Annotated in this window: 18 protein-coding genes and 1 riboswitch; of the genes, 13 read left to right on the forward strand and 5 right to left on the reverse strand. The window is 74.5% G+C overall.

The window, feature by feature from the left end; translation table 11 throughout:
* Positions 1-222 precede the first annotated feature (222 nt).
* From ectA to AFB00_RS33210, 6 genes are all read left to right on the forward strand, one after another.
* A complete protein-coding gene (ectA, locus tag AFB00_RS13325; protein WP_083275494.1) occupies positions 223-810 on the forward strand; it encodes a diaminobutyrate acetyltransferase in 588 nt (195 codons plus the stop codon).
* Positions 807-2060 (forward strand): diaminobutyrate--2-oxoglutarate transaminase, encoded by a 1254-nt coding sequence (gene ectB / locus AFB00_RS13330; RefSeq protein WP_068797498.1) that lies wholly within the window; start codon positions 807-809, stop codon positions 2058-2060. Before ectA ends, ectB begins: the two co-directional genes overlap by 4 nt.
* A 7-nt stretch (positions 2061-2067) precedes the next feature.
* Complete coding sequence (locus AFB00_RS13335) at positions 2068-2463, forward strand: ectoine synthase (RefSeq protein ID WP_068797499.1); 396 nt, start codon at positions 2068-2070, stop codon at positions 2461-2463.
* Positions 2464-2634: 171 nt separating this feature from the next.
* Positions 2635-3519 carry an ectoine hydroxylase gene (thpD, locus tag AFB00_RS13340; RefSeq protein ID WP_068800279.1) on the forward strand — a complete coding sequence of 295 codons (885 nt, stop codon included), beginning with the start codon at positions 2635-2637 and terminating at the stop codon, positions 3517-3519.
* Between the two features lie 49 nt (positions 3520-3568).
* A complete protein-coding gene (locus tag AFB00_RS13345) occupies positions 3569-4243 on the forward strand; it encodes a DUF3159 domain-containing protein (RefSeq protein ID WP_068797500.1) in 675 nt (224 codons plus the stop codon).
* A gap of 250 nt (positions 4244-4493) precedes the next feature.
* Positions 4494-5603 carry a hypothetical protein gene (locus AFB00_RS33210; RefSeq protein WP_156819519.1) on the forward strand — a complete coding sequence of 370 codons (1110 nt, stop codon included), beginning with the start codon at positions 4494-4496 and terminating at the stop codon, positions 5601-5603.
* On the opposite strand, the gene thiE is transcribed toward AFB00_RS33210, so the two are convergent.
* A complete protein-coding gene (thiE, locus tag AFB00_RS13355) occupies positions 5576-6304 on the reverse strand; it encodes a thiamine phosphate synthase (RefSeq protein ID WP_083275497.1) in 729 nt (242 codons plus the stop codon). The two genes, AFB00_RS33210 and thiE, sit on opposite strands and share 28 nt — an antisense overlap.
* A gap of 26 nt (positions 6305-6330) precedes the next feature.
* Positions 6331-6441, forward strand: a riboswitch (TPP riboswitch).
* A gap of 1 nt (position 6442) precedes the next feature.
* Between thiE and thiO the strand changes: the two genes are divergently transcribed.
* Genes thiO through AFB00_RS13370 form a run of 3 tightly spaced genes read left to right on the forward strand, consistent with a single transcriptional unit; the run spans position 6443 to position 8567 of the window.
* Entirely contained in the window at positions 6443-7603 is a 1161-nt protein-coding gene (thiO, locus tag AFB00_RS13360; protein WP_068797502.1) for a glycine oxidase ThiO, read from the forward strand.
* Positions 7604-7605: 2 nt separating this feature from the next.
* Positions 7606-7806: a sulfur carrier protein ThiS gene (gene thiS / locus AFB00_RS13365; protein WP_068797503.1), complete on the forward strand. Its 201-nt coding sequence runs from the start codon at positions 7606-7608 to the stop codon at positions 7804-7806.
* Between the two features lie 2 nt (positions 7807-7808).
* Positions 7809-8567 carry a thiazole synthase gene (locus AFB00_RS13370; RefSeq protein WP_083275498.1) on the forward strand — a complete coding sequence of 253 codons (759 nt, stop codon included), beginning with the start codon at positions 7809-7811 and terminating at the stop codon, positions 8565-8567.
* An 8-nt stretch (positions 8568-8575) separates the two neighbouring features.
* Here AFB00_RS13370 and AFB00_RS13375 read toward each other — a convergent pair whose 3' ends face one another.
* The 4 genes from AFB00_RS13375 to AFB00_RS33220 form a co-directional block, all read right to left on the reverse strand.
* On the reverse strand, positions 8576-9175 hold the full coding sequence (locus tag AFB00_RS13375; protein WP_068797505.1) for a hypothetical protein: 600 nt from the start codon (positions 9173-9175) through the stop codon (positions 8576-8578).
* Positions 9176-9244: 69 nt separating this feature from the next.
* A complete protein-coding gene (locus AFB00_RS13380; protein ID WP_068797506.1) occupies positions 9245-10672 on the reverse strand; it encodes a mannitol dehydrogenase family protein in 1428 nt (475 codons plus the stop codon).
* Positions 10662-11420, reverse strand: a complete 759-nt coding sequence (locus AFB00_RS33215) for a hypothetical protein (RefSeq protein ID WP_156819520.1) — start codon at positions 11418-11420, stop codon at positions 10662-10664. The genes AFB00_RS13380 and AFB00_RS33215 overlap by 11 nt, the downstream gene beginning before the upstream one ends.
* A gap of 502 nt (positions 11421-11922) precedes the next feature.
* Entirely contained in the window at positions 11923-12891 is a 969-nt protein-coding gene (locus tag AFB00_RS33220) for a LacI family DNA-binding transcriptional regulator (RefSeq protein WP_068797507.1), read from the reverse strand.
* Between the two features lie 138 nt (positions 12892-13029).
* Between AFB00_RS33220 and AFB00_RS13395 the strand changes: the two genes are divergently transcribed.
* Genes AFB00_RS13395 through uxuA form a run of 4 tightly spaced genes read left to right on the forward strand, consistent with a single transcriptional unit; the run spans position 13030 to position 17979 of the window.
* On the forward strand, positions 13030-14562 hold the full coding sequence (locus AFB00_RS13395; RefSeq protein ID WP_068797508.1) for a sodium:solute symporter family protein: 1533 nt from the start codon (positions 13030-13032) through the stop codon (positions 14560-14562).
* A complete protein-coding gene (locus AFB00_RS13400; protein WP_068797509.1) occupies positions 14559-15965 on the forward strand; it encodes an AGE family epimerase/isomerase in 1407 nt (468 codons plus the stop codon). Before AFB00_RS13395 ends, AFB00_RS13400 begins: the two co-directional genes overlap by 4 nt.
* Entirely contained in the window at positions 15962-16762 is an 801-nt protein-coding gene (locus AFB00_RS13405) for a 6-phosphogluconolactonase (protein ID WP_068797510.1), read from the forward strand. The genes AFB00_RS13400 and AFB00_RS13405 overlap by 4 nt, the downstream gene beginning before the upstream one ends.
* A complete protein-coding gene (gene uxuA, locus AFB00_RS13410; protein ID WP_197519843.1) occupies positions 16759-17979 on the forward strand; it encodes a mannonate dehydratase in 1221 nt (406 codons plus the stop codon). The genes AFB00_RS13405 and uxuA overlap by 4 nt, the downstream gene beginning before the upstream one ends.
* Positions 17980-18153: the final 174 nt, after the last annotated feature.

Here is an 18153-nt window from a genome sequence, read left to right on the forward strand (position 1 = left end):
GCGGAGCGTGGTGAGCGCCACGACGACGGCTGGGACGACCGGTGCCGGCGTCCCCCACGCGGGTCGCCGGAGGCACCGGAAAACGCCCGCTTGCTGGGCGGACGCCCGGTTCGTGCACCCATTCGTGGACTGTGACCCCGGTCACGAGATCCGGTGCTCCGGGCGCCCGTGCTGCCCGTCAGAACCTGCACCTGCCCCGTCCGCCCGTTAATCTCGACCGACATGATCGCTCCCGAGCAGGCCGAATCCCGAGCGTCCGCACCCTCGTCCGGGGCCCCGGCGGGTGCCGGCGCCGGCGGCGACCACTCCTACGAGATCGTGGTCCCGTCCGCGGCCGACGGGGTCGACATGGAGCGTCTCGCGGTCGAGTCGCAGACGCTGGACGCGAACTCCCGCTACGCCTACGTGCTGTGGTGCCGCGACTTCGCGCGCACGTCGGTGATCGCCCGCCGGAGCGACGGCCGCGCCGTCGGTTACGTCACCGGCTACCTGCGCCCGCAGGCGCCCGGCACCCTGCTGATCTGGCAGGTGTGCGTGGACCCGGTCGCGCGGGGGGCCGGGCTCGCCGGCCGCATGCTCGACGCCGTGTGGGACGCCGCGGCCGCGGACTCCGGCGCCGACCGGATGGAGACGACGATCACACCAGACAACGCGTCGTCCATCAAGCTCTTCAGCTCCTTCGCCAGACGACACGACACGACCATCGAGCGGTCCGATCTGTTCGGCCCGGACCTGCTCGGCGATTCGCACGAGCCGGAGCACCTCTACCGCATCGGCCCGATCGCAGCAGACAAGGGTGGGAAGAAATGACCGTTTTCGAGGATCTCGAGTCCCAGGTCCGGAGTTACTGCCGCAACTGGCCGGTCGTCTTCGACACGGCCAAGGGCAGCCGCCTGACCGACGTCGACGGCCACTCCTACCTCGACTTCTTCGGAGGTGCCGGGGCCCTGAACTACGGGCACAACCCGGACGCGCTGAAGCAGCCGCTGATCGACTACCTGACCGGCGACGGCATCACCCACGGCCTGGACATGTACACCAGGGCCAAGGGTGAGTTCCTGACCACCTTCCAGGACGTGATCCTGGCGCCGCGCGGCCTGGAGTACAAGGTCCAGTTCCCCGGCCCGACCGGCGCCAACGCCGTGGAGTCCGCGCTGAAGCTGGCGCGCAAGATCTCCGGCAGGGAAGCGCTGATCAACTTCACCAACGCGTTCCACGGCATGACGCTGGGCGCGCTGTCGGTGACCGGCAACTCGATGAAGCGCGGCGGGGCCGGCATCCCGCTGGTGCACTCGACGCCGATGCCGTTCGACAACTACTTCGACGGCAAGATGCCCGACTTCCTGTGGTTCGAGAAGGTCCTCGACGACACCGGGTCCAGCCTGAACGAGCCGGCCGCGGTCATCGTCGAGACGGTGCAGGGCGAGGGCGGGCTCAACCCGGCCCGGATCGAGTGGCTGCAGGGCCTCGAGGACCTGTGCCGGCGCAAGGGCATCCTGCTGATCGTCGACGACGTCCAGATGGGGTGCGGCCGGACCGGCCCGTTCTTCTCCTTCGAGATCGCCGGGATCAAGCCCGACATCGTCACCATCTCGAAGTCCATCTCCGGCTACGGCCTGCCGATGGCCCTGGTGCTGATCAAGCCCGAGCACGACCAGTGGGGCCCCGGTGAGCACAACGGGACCTTCCGCGGCAACAACCCTGCCTTCGTGACGGCCACCCACACCCTGCGCAACTGGTGGACCGACGACACCCTGGAGAAGGACACGATCCGCAAGGGCGAGAAGGTCGAGGAGGGCTTCAACAAGATCATCGCGGACAACCCGGGCACCGAGATGTTCGTGAAGGGCCGCGGCCTGGCACGGGGCATCCAGTTCGAGGGCGAGGGCCTGGCGGAGAAGATCGCCGGGAAGGCCTTCGAGCACCGGCTGCTGCTGGAGACCGCGGGCCCGAACGACGAGGTCCTCAAGCTCCTGCCGCCGTTGACGACCACCGACGACGAGCTCGACGAGGGACTTGCAATCATCGGCGAGTCCGTCCGCACCGTCATCGGGAGCTGATACCCACATGATCGTCCGTACCCTCGACGAGATCACCGACACCGAGCGCGACGTCAAGTCCGAGAACGGGCAGTGGCGCAGCAAGCGGATCGTGCTGGCGAACGACAAGGTGGGGTTCTCGGTCCACGAGACCACCCTCGAAGCCGGGACGATCAACGACTTCTGGTACGCCAACCACATCGAGGCCGTCTTCATCACCCAGGGTGAGGGCGAGCTCTACGACAAGGACAACGACGTCACCTACCAGCTGGCGCCGGGCTCCATCTACGTGCTGAGCGGTAACGAGCGCCACCAGCTGCGCCCGAAGACCCAGATCAAGTGCGTCTGCGTCTTCAACCCGCCGGTCACCGGCCGGGAGGTCCACGACGAGAACGGGGTCTACCCGCTCGTCGTCGAGGACTGAGCTACAACCACCGTCTCGAGGGGCGTTTCCGCTGCCCGGCAGCGGGAACGCCCCTCGCGGTCTAGATACAGGCCGATCCCGGGAAAGGACATCGCACCACCGCTAGGAGGACCGCCCGTGACCGCTGTCGCCGGCAGTACGAACCTCGACCCCCAGCCCGACACCCGCAGCCTGCGCGCCGACCGCTACCCCACGCGCGTCTCCGGGACCCCCGCCTTCGTCGACCGCGCCGAGCCCACCGTCTGGGGCGGCCGGGCGAGCGCCGGGATGTTCGGGGCCCAGGAGCTCGACGCGCACGAGCGCGACGGCTTCGTCGGCGTCCCCGCGCTGCTCACCGCCGACGAGGTGACCGAGTACCAGGCCGAGCTGGAGCGGCTCGCGACCGACCCGGACGTGCGCGCCGACGAGCGCTGCGTGGTGGAGAAGTCGTCCGACGAGGTCCGCTCGATCTTCGAGGTGCACCGCATCTCGGACGCGATCGGCCGGCTGGTCCGTGACGAGCGGGTGCTGTCCCGGGCCCGCCAGATCCTCGGCTCCGACGTCTACGTCCACCAGAGCCGGATCAACTACAAGCCGGGCCTGCGCGGCGGGGGATTCTACTGGCACTCCGACTTCGAGACCTGGCACGCCGAGGACGGGATGCCCGGTCCGCGGGCGGTCAGCTGCTCGATCTCGCTGACCGACAACCACCCGTTCAACGGCTGCCTGATGATCATGCCGGGATCGCACCGGACGTTCGTGTCCTGCGTGGGGCGCACGCCGGAGGACAACCACGTCTCGTCGCTGCGCGAGCAGGAGGCCGGCACCCCGGACGCCGGGTCGATCTCGGCGCTCGCGCAGCGGCACGGCATCGCGATGATGACCGGCGCGGCGGGCGCGGCGACGTTCTTCGACTCGAACTGCATGCACGGCTCGGGCGACAACATCACCCCGTACCCGCGCTCGAACATCTTCCTGGTGTTCAACAGCGTCGAGAACGCGTGTGGTGAGCCGTTCGCCGCGCCGCGGCCGCGACCGGCCCACATCGGTGCCCGGGACACCACACCGGTCCGCTGATCCGTGCCGCTGCACACCGCGGGGCGCGGGATAGGGCACCCTTGGTGGCGTGACCCCAGAGGGTGATCCCGCCTCCCGTGCCCCGTCCCCGCCGGACCCGGGTCTGTCGGAGCTCCTGGGCGGCCGGGCCGGTGCGGTCGACGCGTCGGTCCCGGTCGTCGCGTTCGCGCTCGGCTGGGTGGTCGCGGGGACCGCGGGCTCGGCGTTCGGCGTCAACTGGGGCGCGGGTGCGGCGATCGTGGCCGGGGCCGCGGTGGCGCTGTGGCGGCTGCGCCAGGGCCGCAGGCCGCGCGCGGTGCTGTTCGGGCTGGCCGGCGTCGTCGTCGCGGCCGGGGTGGCGCTGCTGACCGGCCGGGCGTCGGACTTCTTCCTGGTCCAGATCGTGTCGAACATGGGCAGCGCGCTGGTGTGGGCGATCTCGATCGTCGTCCGGTGGCCGTTGCTCGGCGTGGTCCTGGGTACGGCGCTCGGGCAGCGGAGCCGTTGGCGCCGCGATCCGGACCTCCTGCGGGGCTACCAGCGGGCGTCCTGGGCGTGGGTGCTCCAGTACGTGGTGCGGCTGGCGGTCTTCATCCCGTTGTGGGCGGCCGATCAGGTCGTGCTGCTCGCGCTCGCCCGCACCGTGCTGAGCCCCGCGCTGGTCGGGCTCAGCCTGCTCGTGTCGTGGCCGTTGCTGCGTACGGCGCTGCCCGGCGATCACCCGGGGATTCGTCACCCCCGGTGACAGGTGCCGACGGCGGGTGACGCTAGTATCGTGACCTCGCCGTGACCTTTCACTCGGACGGGTGACGGTTCGCACATCCGGTGATCATCCGGCGCGTTCGCCCGTGCCCGGACGTTCCCACCTGCAGGAGCACCTCCGCCGACGACTGCTGCAAGGAGCCATGGCACACCAGCGTCCCCCGGAGCCCGACCCGCGTCGCGGCGTTCCCGGCCCGAACCGCCCCGTACCCCCCAGCCGCACCGGGCACCCGGTGGCCGCCCCGGAGACGCCCCGCGTCCCGGACCAGCGGCGCACCGCGTCGTCGCGGCCGCAGCGTCCCGGACCACCCGGTCCGCCCCGGCAGGGCGTGCCCCGGCCGACCCGGGTCGTGCCCGGGCCGGGGGTCCCGCCGGGGACGCCGCCCGGCGGGCAGCCGGGGGCGCGCCCGGCCGGTGCCGCGGCGCCGCTACCGGCGACCGGCCCCGGGGGCCCGAACGGCCCGGTCGGCGGGGACCGGCCGGGACCCGGCGGCGGAACCGCCGCCGCCTCCCCGTCGCCGACGACCGCGGCGGGCGGTGAGACGACGTCGCTGAAGGCGGACCTGAGCCCGACCAAGATCGCGGCCGGTGCCGGGGCGGCCATCGTCACGGCGATCCTCGGGTCGTTCCTCGGCGCCGTCGGGACCATCGTCGGCGCGGCGCTGGGCTCGATCATCTCGACGCTCGCGACGACCCTGTTCACCCGCTCGATCGAGGTGAGCAGGAACAAGGCCCTGGAGATCAAGGACAAGGCCGCGGCCCGCAAGGGCCGGGGTGTCGCCGGCACGGTCGCGGCGGCCGGGCACCCGGGCGGTCCCAGCGGCTCCACCGGTGAGGAGACGGTCCTGCTGGACCCGTCGCAGGCCCCCGGGCAGCCGTCCGGCGGTCGCGGCGGCTGGCGCCGGGTCCGGGTGACCCGGCGGACGGTGATCGTGGCCGCGGTGCTCGGGCTGGTCACGTTCGGCGTCTCGATGTTCCTGATCACCGGGATCGAGGTGGTCAAGGGCTCGTCGCTGGCGGGCACCAGCTCCGGCACCTCGGTCGGCCGGGTGGTCTCCGGCCCGCCGCCGGCCGAGCCCGCCGACGACGGCAGCGGTTCCACCGGCGGTTCGGAGTCCACGACCGAGAGCTCGGAGTCCTCGACCAGCAGCAGCTCGGAGACCTCGACCGACAGCACCGGCAGCAGCACCGGCGAGTCCGGTGAGCAGACCGGGGAGAACGGCTCGCGCGGCGAGAACCCGCTCCAGGAGGGCCTGAACCGGGTGCTGCCGACGCAGCAGCCCGAGTCCGGCCGGCAGCAGTCGGACCGCTCGGGTCAGGACGGCGAGGGCTCCTCGAACTGACCGGAGCCGCCGGGCAGCCGCTTCCGCAACCGGGCGGCGGCGGCGCCCGGGTCCTCGGCCCCGGTGATCGCACGGACGACGACGATCCGCTCCGCCCCGGCCGCGAGGACCTCGTCGAGGCGCTGCTCGTCGATGCCGCCGATCGCGAACCACGGCCGCTCCGGCGCCCGGCCGGCGACGGTGCGCACCAGGTCGAGGCCGGGGGCGGGGCGGCCGGGCTTCGTCGGCGTCGGCCAGCACGGCCCGGCACAGAAGTAGTCGATCCCCGGCTCGCCGGCCGCCCGCAGGGTCTCCTCCGCGCTGTGCGACGACCGCCCGAGGAGCACCTCGTCGCCGACCACCCGCCGGGCCCAGTGCACCGGCAGGTCGTCCTGGCCGAGGTGCAGGACGTCCGCGCCGGCGGCCAGCGCGACGTCCGCCCGGTCGTTCACCGCGAGCAGGGCGCCGTGCCGGCGGCAGGCGTCGGCCAGGATCTCCAGCGCGGCGAGCTCGGCCGCGGCCTCCAGCGGGCCCTGGGGCCCGCCCTTGTCCCGGAGCTGCACGACGTCGACCCCGCCGCCGAGCGCGGCGTCGGCGAACGCGGCCAGGTCACCCCGCTCGGTGCGGGCGTCGGTACACAGGTAGAGCCGCGCGTCCTGCAGGCGGGCGAGCCGCGCGGCGCGGGAGCCGGTACGGGAATCGGTGTCGGGCACGGCCCGCACGCTACGGCGTAGCCTGGTCCGCGTACGAGCGTGAACACGGGAGCCCGGCGCGCGGGCTGAGAGGGGACCAAGTCGCGGTCCCGACCGTCGAACCTGATCCGGGTCATGCCGGCGCAGGGAGTGGGGTGACGTCGAACCATGATCGGACATGCGACCGGACGCCTGGTCGTCCCCGGAGCCGGGGTCATCGGGCTCGCGGTGGCCCGGGCGGCCGCGCAGGACGGCTGGCGGGTGACGCTCGTCGACCCGGCACCGGCCAGCGGGGCCTCCTGGGTGGCCGGCGGGATGCTGGCCCCGGTGACCGAGGCCTGGCCCGGCGAGGAGGACCTGCTCGCACTCGGGCTCGACTCGGTGGCCCGGTGGCCGCTGTTCGCGGCCGCGGTGTCCGCCGACGCCGGGTTCGACGCCGGGCTGCACCCGGAGGGCACCGTCGTCGCGGCGACCGGCTCCGGGGACCGTGCCGAGCTGCACGCGCTCGCCGACCACCTCGACTCCCTCGGCCGTCCGGTGCAGCGGCTGACCGGCCGTGAGCTGCGCCGGCTGGAGCCGGCGATCGGGCCGGACGTCCGGGGCGGCATCTCGGTACCCGGCGACCCGTCGGTGGACAACCGCCGGTTGCTGGCGGCGTTGCGTGCCGCGTGCGACCGGGCCGGGGTGGCCGTCGACACCCGGGCGGTGGCGGCGGTGGTGGACGACGGGACCGCCGTGACCGGCGTCCGGCTGGGCGACGGCGGTGAGATCCGCGCGGACGCGGTGGTCGTCGCCGCCGGTGCGCACTCCCCGGAGCTGCACCCGGCGCTCGCCGGGCTGGTCCGGCCGGTGAAGGGCGAGATCCTGCGGCTGGCGCACCGGCCCGGGGCGCTCCCGCCGCCGGAGCGGACGGTGCGGGCGCTGGTCGACGGGCGCCCGGTGTACGCCGTCCCGCGCGCGGTACCCGGCCACGGTGACCTGGTGGTCGGCGCGACGACGGCGGAGAACGGGTTCGACACCACGGTCACCGTCGGCGGGGTCCGGGACCTGCTGCGCGACGCCGAGCGGGTCCTCCCGGGGATCGCGGAGTACGCACTGGTCGAGGCGGTGGCGGGACTGCGTCCCGGCAGCCGGGACAACCTGCCGCTGATCGGCCGGATCGGGCCGGAGGGGCTGGTCGCGGCGACCGGCCACGGCCGCAACGGCATGCTGCTCGTGCCGGTGACCGCGGCGGCCGTCGTCGCGGCGCTGCGCGGCGACGCCGTGCCCGACGCCGCCCGTCCGGCGGACCCGCGGCGGGTCGAACCGGCCGCGGTGGAGAGGAGCTGAGGATGCGGATCGTGCTGAACGGGAAGGACCACGAGGTCCCCGATGGGGCCGATCTCGCCGGCGTGCTGGCCGCGGCCGGGCTGCCGGAGCGCGGGGTGGCGGTCGCGGTGGACGGCGAGGTCGTCCCGCGGGCGGCCTGGGCCACGACGACCCCGGCGGACGGCGCGCGGGTCGAGGTGCTGACCGCGGTACAGGGAGGATGACGATGGACAAGCTCGCGTTCGGGGACCACCTGTTCGACTCCCGCCTGGTCATGGGCACCGGGGGTGCGGCGAACCTGGAGATCCTGCAGCGGGCGCTGGTCGCGTCCGGCACCGAGCTGACGACGGTCGCGCTGCGCCGGGTCGACGTCGAGGGCGGGACCGGGCTGCTGGACCTGTTGCGCACGCTCGGCATCCGGATCCTGCCGAACACGGCGGGCTGCCGGACCGCGGCCGAGGCCGTGCTCACCGCCCGGATGGCGCGCGAGGCGCTGGAGACCGACCTGGTCAAGCTCGAGGTCGTCGCGGACGAGCGGACCCTGCTGCCGGACCCGGTCGAGCTGCTCGACGCCGCCGAGCAGCTCGTCGACGACGGCTTCACCGTGCTGCCCTACACCAACGACGACCCGGTGCTCGCCCGGAAGCTGGAGCAGGCCGGGTGCGCGGCCGTCATGCCGCTGGGGTCGCCGATCGGCACCGGGCTGGGCATCCGGAACCCGCACAACATCGAGATGATCGTCGCCGCGGCCGGCGTCCCGGTCGTGCTCGACGCCGGGATCGGCACCGCGTCCGAGGCGGCGCTGGCGATGGAGCTGGGCTGCGACGCCGTGCTGCTCGCGACGGCGGTGACCAGGGCGGCGGATCCGGAGCGGATGGCGCGGGCGATGCGCCACGGCGTCGAGGCCGGGTGGGACGCCCGGCACGCCGGCCGGATCCCGCGCCGGTACTGGGCGCACGCCAGCTCCCCTGACCAGGACGGCTGACCCGCCGGTCACCGCCCGGGACGCAGCCCCAGGTCGCCGAGCTCGAGTGCGGCCAGCTCCCGGACGACGCCGGGATCGCCGGACCGCCAGGCCGCCGCCGGATCCGGCGCAATCCGGGTGAGCCGACGCACCGGGACCCTGGTGAGCGCACGCACCGCGAGCAGGTCGTCCGCCGTCCCTCGGGCGGCCACCGCGGAACCGGCCCGCCGGGCGTAACGCAGCCGCAGCGGCAGCCAGCCGAGGACCACCGGCAGCAGCATCAGCAGCGGTACGACGACGAGCGCCCCGGTCGCGAGCGCGCCGACCGTCTCGCCGTACTGCCGTCCGGCGTCGGCCAGGTCGGTGCCCGCCGCGGTCGCCGGGTCCAGGGCCCTGGCCAGGTCGGTGCCGACGAGCGGGATCGCCGACACCGCCCCGGAGACGCCGGTGAAGGCGTCGGTGACCCGGCCACCGGCCGCGACCAGTGACTCGCCGGGCCCGCGCAGGGCGGACAGGCCGTCGTGCGCGGCGATCCCGGCCAGCACCGCGAGCACCGCCCAGGCCAGGGCGACGAGGTCGGCGAGCACCTGCCGGGCGAGCCGTCCCGGGCGTTCCGCGTACCAGCGCATCGGCCCTGTCTACCGGTCCCGGTACGGACCCGCCCGGTGCTGTCCGGTGCTGTCCGGTGCTGTCCGAGGTCATCCCAGGACGGCGGCCGTCCCGTGCCGGTCCAGCTCCCGGACCCGGGCGTCGAGCAGCGCCAGGAACTCCTCGTCGGCGGCGAGCGCACCGTCGCCGTCCGCGGTGAGCAGCCGGAGGAACTCCGCGGCCGTGGCCCGCCCCGGGTCGGCCAGCACCCCGCGGGACAGCAGCGGGTCGACGACGGCGAGCGGGCCGCCGTCGTCGGACACGGGGTTCCGGACGGTGCGGATCCAGGCGGCCACGACCGACGTCGCCGCGTCCGGCATCGTCCCGGCCCGCCGCAGCTCGGTGATCGTGTCCAGGATCCGGACCGGGAGCTTGCGCGAGCCGTCCCTGGCCACCTGCGCCGTGGTGTGCGGCAGGTGCGGGTTGGCGAACCGCCCGAGCACGGTGTCGAGGTAGTGCCGGGTGTCCGCGACGGGGGTGCCGTGGGCGGCGAGGGCCGGGGCGACCTCGTCGTGCACCATCCGGCGCACCAGAGCCAGCAGCCGTGGGTCCCCGGCCGCCGCCGCGATCGTCCGGTGCCCGGCCGGGCCGCCCAGGTAGGCGAGCGCGGAGTGGGCGGCGTTGAGGACACGCAGCTTCAGCCGCTCGAACGGCTCGACGTCGGCGGCGAAGGTGACCCCGGCGTCCTCCCAGCGGGGCCGCCCGCCGGGGAAGTCGTCGGTCAGCACCCAGCTGCTGTACGGCTCGGTGACCACGGCGGCCGCGTCGCGCACCCCCAGCGCCGCCGACGCCAGCGCGGCGTCCCGGTCGGTCGCGGCCGGGGTGATGCGGTCGACGACCGAGCCGGGGAACGTCACGGCGCCCGCGACGAACTCCGCCAGCGCCCGCCGCCGGCCGGGCTCCAGGCGGGCTGCCGCCGCGTCCACCGCCCGCCGCAGGACCTGGTCCCGGTTACGGACGTTGTCGCAGCTCACCAGGGCCACCGGCGTCGCACCGGCGGCGAGCCGGGCGAGCAGGCCGTCGGCGAGCACGGTCACGGCGTCGCCACCGGTGTAGCCGTCCTCGGTGATCGTCAGGGTGACGATCCGGGTGTGCGGCGAGGCGATCGCCGCGACGACCTCCGGGCGGTCCCGGGTCAGGGCCAGGGTGGCGGTCAGGGCGCCGACGACCCGGGTCGAGCGACCCCGGGCACCGGCCTCGGTCAGGCTGTAGAGGCAGTCCTGCGCGGCGAGCCGGTCGACGACCCCGGTGCTGCGCGGCGCGACCCCGAGGATGCCCCAGCGGTCGTCACCGGAGGCGGCGGTCGCGTCCTCGGTGTGGACGGCCTGGTGGGCACGGTGGAACGCACCGGGCCCGAGGTGCACGATCCCCGGCGCGGCTCCCGCACCGGCCGCCGTAGCGGCACCGCCGGGACGGGCCCGTGGCCGCATCCGTTCCGGGACCCGCGCGAGCGTCGCGGCGGACAGGTCAGCCGGCATGCCGGGCCTCCGTGGTGACCGGTCGCCCGCCCGCGAGCACGGTCCGGACGTCGAGCGTGGGATCCCCCGGGCGCCACCGGAAGGTGATGACGTCGGCGGCGGCGCCCGCCCGGAGCACCCCGCGGTCCGGGCACCCCGGGGGCAGGAACCGCGCGGGGCTCGCCGTCGCCAGGGTGACCGCGTCGGCCAGGCCGATCCCGGCGAGCCCGGTCACCCGCGCGACCGCGTCGGCGAGGCTGCAGGCCGCGCCGGCCAGGAACGGGGTGCCCGGCCGGGACAGCCGCCCGTCCGCGGACAGCTCGACGGTCCCGCCCACCGGGGTCTCGTAGCTGCCCGGCGGCATCCCGGCCAGCGCGACGGCGTCGGACACCAGGACGCTGCGCCCGGGCCCCTTCGCCCGGAGCATCGACCGCAGCACCTCGCCCGGCAGGTGGTGCCCGTCGGCGATGAAGGTTGCGGTGAGGCGGTCGTCGGCGAGCTGGGACCAGATGTAGTTGGGGTGCCGGGGCAGCTCGCCGTGCGCGCCGTTGCCCAGGTGCGTGCTCAGGACGGCGCCCGCCCCGGCCGCGGCGTCGATCTCCGCCCCGGTCGCGTGCGTGTGCCCGACCGCCGCGTGCACCCCGTCGGCGTGCAGCGCCGCGACGTACTCCCGGCTGCCCGGATGGTGCGGCGACAGCGTGACGATGCCGATGAGCCCGCCGGCCGCGCGCTGCCAGCGCCGGTACTCCGCGATCGACGGCGGCCGCACCCACCGCCGGTCGTGCGCGCCGCGCGGGCCGTCCAGGTCGGAGATGTGCGGGCCCTCGAGATGGACGAACGGGATCGCGTGGGCGACCGCCGGATCGGCCCGCCGGGCCGCCGCGACGACCTCCAGGGCGGCGACGATCCGCTCCTCGGACGCCGTGATGATCGTCGGGACCCAGGTCGTGACCCGATCGCGGTGAGCTCCGCGGTCAGGTGCGCCACGTCGGCCGCGGTCACGCCGGCGGCGTTGACGTCGCGCCCGGCGAACCCGTTCACCTGCAGGTCGACGAGCCCGGGTGCGACCCAGACGTCGTCGTCGCCGGGCGGCGGGCCGCCGGGCTCCACCGCGTCGATGGTCGGGCCCGTGGCGTGCACCCGCACCGGGCGGCCGGTGGCGACGTCGCGTCCGCTGATCACGGTCATCGGGTCGGTCTCCTGCCGGGGAGTGGAGCTGTGGACGGTCAGCATGGGATGCAAACGTTTTCACGTCAACCCGGCCGCTGGGGTCAGGAGGCCGCCCGGCCGGTCGACCCGCGGACCACGAGGGTGCCGTCGTAGGCGTGCCGCTCGGCCTGCCCGGCCCGCGGGATCAGCGCGACGGCGCGCCGGCCGAGCCGGGCGCACGGGGCGTTCACCGTGGTCAGCGACGGTCGGGCCATGCCGACCGGCAGGACGTCGTCGCAGCCGATCACCGAGATCTCCCCCGGCACGTCGACCTGCTGGTCGGCCAGGCCGGTCAGCACGCCCAGCGCCATCTGGTCGTCGAACGCGACGACCGCCGTCGCACCGCTGCCGATCACGAGGTCGGCAGCGGCCAGGCCGGAGGCGTAGCTCGGGTCGAACGGGCCGAGGACGGTCATCGCCAGGCCGCGCTCGACGGCGTGCGCGCGCAGGACGGCGAGCCGGCGGGAGTTCGACCACGAGGTCTCCGGCCCGGAGAGGTAGACGAATCCGGGGTGCCCGAGATCGGCGAGATGGTCCACGGCCCGGGTCATCCCGGGCTCGGTGTCGATGACGACCGAGGTCAGGCCGGGACGCTCGCTGTTCACCAGCACCAGCGGGCAGTGTCCGGCGAGCAGGGCCAGGTCGTCGTCGGGGAGCTGGGTGGCGCACAGGACCAGGCCGTCGACCTGCTTCGCCATCTCCCGGGCCATCCGCAGCTCGCGCCGGGGATCGGAGTCGGTGGTCGCGAGGAACACCGAGAGGTCGGTCATCGCCGCGGCGTCGGTCGCCCCCTTGATGACCGGGGGGTAGAACGGGTTGACGATGTCGGGCACGAGCACCCCGATGTTCCCGGTCCGGCCGGTGACCAGGCCCTGGGCCGCCCGGTTGGGCGAGTACCCGAGCTTGTCGGCGGCCCGCAGGACCGCCTCCCGGGTGTCGTCGCGCAGCAGGTCGGGGCGGCTGAACGCGCGCGAGACGGTCGCCGGGGAGACCCCGGCGAGCTGGGCCACTTCGACGATCGTGACGGCCACCGCTGCCTCGCTCCCTCCGGACGGACGACGGCGCCAGATTACGGACGGCCGTTGACAGCGTCCATTCTGACTGCAAACCTTTTCATCCAGAGCGTCGCAGGTCGCGATGGTGCGATCGGATCGATCCTGGGAGTGGGCATGGGTATCGCCGACTGGGTAGTGCTGGCCGGGTACTTCGGCGTCATGGTGGCCATCGGCTGGTGGTCGAAGCGGCGGATCCGGTCCGCCGAGGACTTCTTCACCGCCGGCGGCGCGATGCCGTGGTGGCTCTCGGGGATCTCGCACCACATGTCGGGGTACTCCGCCGCGGTCTTCGTCGCCTACGCCGCGCTGGCCTACACGACCGGCTTCGCCGTGTACGTCTGGTGGGCGGTGTCGATCACGATCGCCTGCGCCATCGGGTCGTTCGTCTTCGCGCCGCGCTGGCCGCGCATCCGGGAGCGGCTGGGGATCGTCTCCCCGCTGGAGTACCTGTCGGTGCGCTACGACATCCCGTCCCAGCAGGTGCTCGCCTGGTCGGGCACCGTGCTGAAGGTCTTCGACGTCGCGGCCAAGTGGGCGGCCAGCGCGATCCTGCTGAACACGTTCGCCGGGCTCTCGCTGCCGGTCGGGATCCTGCTCGTCGGCGGGGTCACGCTGGTGTACTCCACGATCGGGGGCCTGTGGGCCGACGCGCTCACCGACTTCGGGCAGTTCCTCATCCAGCTCGTGGCGGCGCTCGCCCTGCTGGTCGCGGCGATGGGCAGCCTCGGTGGCATCGGGTCGGTGGTGACGATGTGGGACGACCTGCCGCCGTCGCACTCGGACCCGTTCGCCGGGACCCTGACGGTGCCGTTCTTCCTGGCCTACTGCCTGATCAACTTCGTGTCCTACAACGGCGGCACCTGGAACCTGGCGCAGCGGTTCATCGCCGCGCCGACGTCGTCCGCGGCGCGCAAGTCGATGTGGCTGTCCGGGGTGCTCTACCTCGTGTGGCCGCTCGTGCTGTTCCTGCCGATGTGGGCCGCGCCGCTGCTGCTCCCGGACCTCGCCGACCCCGAGCAGTCCTACGCCGAGCTGGTGCTGCTGCTCCTGCCGTCGGGCCTGGTGGGCCTGGTCCTCGCCGGGATGTTCGCGCACACGATGGCGATGACGTCGTCGGACGCCAACGCGATCTCCTCGGTCGTGGTGCGCGACATCGTGCCGGTGCTGCGCGGCAGCCGGGGCCGGCTGGTCGGCCGCAGCGAACTGCTCGCCGGGCGGGTCTCAACGTTCCTGTTCATCGCCGCGTCGATGGCGATCGCGCTGTCCGCCGACTCCTTCGGCGGGGTGCTCGGCCTGCTCGTGCTGTGGTTCGGGGCGCTCGTCGGCCCGATCGCCGTGCCGATGCTGCTCGGGATGCTGCCGGCGTTCCGGCGGTGCGGCCCGTCCGCGGCGCTCGTCTCGTGGGCGGCGGGGATCGCGGTGTTCGTCGTCAACCGGTACGTCATCGGCGACCGGCTCGACGCGCTCGGTGAGGGCACCGCCCAGGCGATCACCGTCGCGACCCCGATCCTGGTCTCGGTCGTCCTGTTCGTGCTGATGGGGCTGCTGCGCCCGTGGCGGAACGCGGCGTCTGACGAGCTGGTGGCGGCGATCCGGACCGACGCCGCGGTCGCGGCACCCGGCACCGCCGGGGCGGTCCGGTCGTGACCCGTCCCTGGCGGGCGCTGCTGGAGACCTCGGTCCTGCCGTGGTGGGAGCGTCACGGCGCCGACGACGCGACCGGTGGGGTCCACACCTGCCTGCGCGACGACGGCTCCCGGCTCACCGACGACAAGTACACCTGGTCCCAGGGCCGCTGGGCGTGGCTGTGCGCCGAGCTCGGCGCGGAGTGCGACGCCGGTCGGCTGACCGGGGACGCCGGCCGCTGGCACGAGCGCGCCTGCCGGACCGCGGCGTTCGTCGAGGAGCACGCCGTCGCCGGCGGGGCCCGGACCCACTTCGTCACCGGGACCCGGGGCGGGCGCCCGGCCGACGGCGATCCCGGCACCGGCACCAGCGTCCTCGCCGACCTGTTCGCGGCGCTCGGGCTCGCCGGCGCCGCCGGGTCCCGCGCCGCGACGGTGGCACAGGCGCACCGCTGGGCCGCCGGTGCGCTGGAGCTGCTGGAGTCCGCCGAACGCCGGATCGACGCCCGCACCGCCCCGAGCGCCCCGTACCCGGTTCCGGCCGGGTTCACCGACTCCGCGTCCCGGATGCTGCTCCTGAACGTGGGGTCCGAGCTGGGCCGGCTCACCGGCTCCGTCCCCGCGGCTGGCGTCGCCGAGCGGGCCCGCCGGACCCTCACCGGCGGGATGTGGCGCCGGGACGGCTGGTGGGAGCTGCGCCCGGACACACCGGCCGACACCGACACCCTGGCGGCCCGGCACGTCACCCCCGGCCACCTGCTGGAGGCGATGTGGATGGTCGCGGACGCCCACCGCCACGGGCAGACCACGGCCGGTCCGCCCGAGTGGACCCCGGACCTCGCACTGCGCTGCCTCACCCTGGCCTGGGACCCCGAGCGCGGCGGCCTGTTCCGCTACGTCGACTCTCGGGACGGCGGGGCCCCGCGCGGCCGGCTCCGCGGCGGCGACCCCTACGAGGACCTGGTCCGGCGGACCTGGGACACCAAGCTCTGGTGGGTGCACGTCGAGGCGCTCTACGCCACCCGGCTGCTCGCCGAGGAGTTCGGGTCGGCCGAGCTGGCGGCCTGGCACGAGCGCATCGCCGACTACACGCTCGCCACGTTCCCCGACCACCACGGTGGCGAGTGGACCCAGATCCGGGACCGATCCGGCCGCCCGCTCGACGAGGTGGTCGCGCTGCCGGTCAAGGACCCGTTCCACATCCCACGCGCGCTGCTCCTGCTGCACCGGCTGGACACCGGGGTCACCGCCGGGACGACCACCCGGACCACCCCCGGAGACACCACTCGGGCCACCCCCGGGAACACCGCTCGGACCACCGCCGGGAACACCACTCGGACCACCGCCGGGAACACCGCTCGGGCAACCCCGGAGAACACCACCGGGGTCACCCCCGCGAGCACGACCGAGAGAGGCAACCGATGACATCCACGCTCACCGTCGCCGACAGCGCCATCGCCGTCCGCGTCGAGCCCACCGCACCGGCGGCCGGCCGCGCGGCCGGCCGCGCGGCCGCCGAGCTGTTGCGACGGCTGCTGGCCGGGCAGGAGCTGGTCCGGGTCGCGTTCGCGGCCGCCCCGTCGCAGGACGCGTGCCTGGCCGAGCTGCGTGCCGCGGAGGGCATCGACTGGTCCCGGGTCGTGGCCTTCCAGCTCGACGACTACGTCGGGCTGCCGCAGGGCGGGCCGGGGACGTTCGCCGCGTACCTGCGCCGGCACGTCCTCGACGCGGTGTCGCCGGGAACGGTGCACTACATGGACGTCGCCGACGGCGCCGCCGAGGCCGCCGAGGCCGGCCGCAGGGCGTACGCGGAGCTGCTGTCCGCGGCGCCGCTGGACCTGGTGCTGCTCGGCATCGGGGAGAACGGGCACCTGGCGTTCAACGACCCGCCGCTCGCGGACCGGCACGACCCGCAGGCCGCCCGCCTGGTCGAGCTGGACCACGCCTCGCGGGTCCAGCAGGTCAACGACGGCTGCTTCGCGGGCGTCGACGACGTGCCCACCCGGGCGTTGACGCTGACCCTGCCCACCCTGCTCGACGGCCGGCACCTCGTCTGCACGGTGCCGGGACCGCGCAAGCGGGCGGCCGTCACCCGGGCGCTGTTGGGTCCTGTCGACGCCGGGTCGCCGGCCTCGTACCTTCGCGAGCACCCGGCCGTGGAACTGTTCCTCGACCGGGAGTCCGCGCCCGTCGTCCCGGCAGGAGAGGGAGCGACCCGATGACCACGTCCCGCGACACGTCGACGGACACCTCGATGGAACAGACCATGCGGTGGTTCGGCCCCGAGGACCCGGTGAGCCTGTCCGACATCCGGCAGGCCGGGTGCGAGGGCGTGGTCACCGCGTTGCACGACGTACCCAACGGCCACGTCTGGAGCGTCGAGGCGATCACCCGGCGCCGGGAGCTGATCGAGGCGCACGGCATGCGCTGGTCGGTGGTGGAGAGCCTGCCGGTCGCGGAGTCGGTGAAGCGGCGCAGCGCCGGGTGCGACGAGGCGGTCGCGGCCTACCGGGAGAGCCTGGCCAATCTCGCGGCGTGCGGCCTGCGGACGGTCACCTACAACTTCATGCCGGTCCTGGACTGGACGCGGACCGACCTCGCGTACCCCATGCCGGACGGCGCGCTCGCCCTGCGGTTCGACGCCGACGCCCTCGCCGCCTTCGACCTGCACATCCTCGGCCGCCCCGGAGCGGGCGCGGACTACGACGCCGCGACCACGGCCCGGGCGGCGCAGCTGTTCTCCTCGCTCGACGACGAGGCCCGGCACCGTCTGGAGCGCACGGTCGTCGCGGGCCTCCCGGGCAGCGAGGAGAGCTTCGGCACCGCGGAGTTCCGCGAGGTCCTCGCGACGTACGCGACGATCGACGCCGACACCCTGCGGTCGAACCACATCAGGTTCCTGACCGAGGTGGTGCCGACCGCCGAGGAGCTGGGCGTCCGCCTGGTCGTCCATCCCGACGACCCGCCGTTCCCGCTGTTCGGCCTGCCCCGCGTGGTGAGTACCGGGTCCGACCTGGCGACGCTGTTCGACGCGGTCCCCGCCGCGGCGAACGGGCTGTGCTTCTGCGTCGGCTCGCTCGGGGTGCGGGAGGACAACGACCTGGTCGCGATGATCCGCCGGTTCGGCTCCCGCATCGGGTTCCTGCACCTGCGCAACGTGCAGCGGGAGCCGCACGGCAGCTTCCACGAGGCGACCCACCTCGGTGGGAGCTCCGACATGTACGCGGTCGTCCGCGAGGTGGACCGGCTGTCCCGCCGGGAGGGCAGACGGATCCCGATGCGCCCCGACCACGGCCACCAGATGCTCGACGACCTCGGCCGCCGCACCAACCCCGGCTACTCGGCCATCGGCCGGCTCCGCGGTCTCGCCGAGCTACGGGGCCTGGAGATGGGCGTGGCCCGAAGCCACACCGACGCGGACTCCCCCACGGACGCCTGACCACCCGCCCACCCGCTCGTGCCGCAGGCAGCGCCGTCCTGCCGCCCGGCCCCCGCCGCGTAGCACCCGGGACACGGGACAGCCACAGTCCGTGCCGACCGTGCTGCGGGACGGTGGCCGCGGCGCCCGCCGGGGGGCGCCGTCACGTTCGTTCCGGTCGTGCGTCACGGGTCG

It is taken from the genome of Pseudonocardia sp. HH130630-07 (assembly GCF_001698125.1).
Taxonomy (GTDB): Bacteria; Actinomycetota; Actinomycetes; order Mycobacteriales; family Pseudonocardiaceae; genus Pseudonocardia.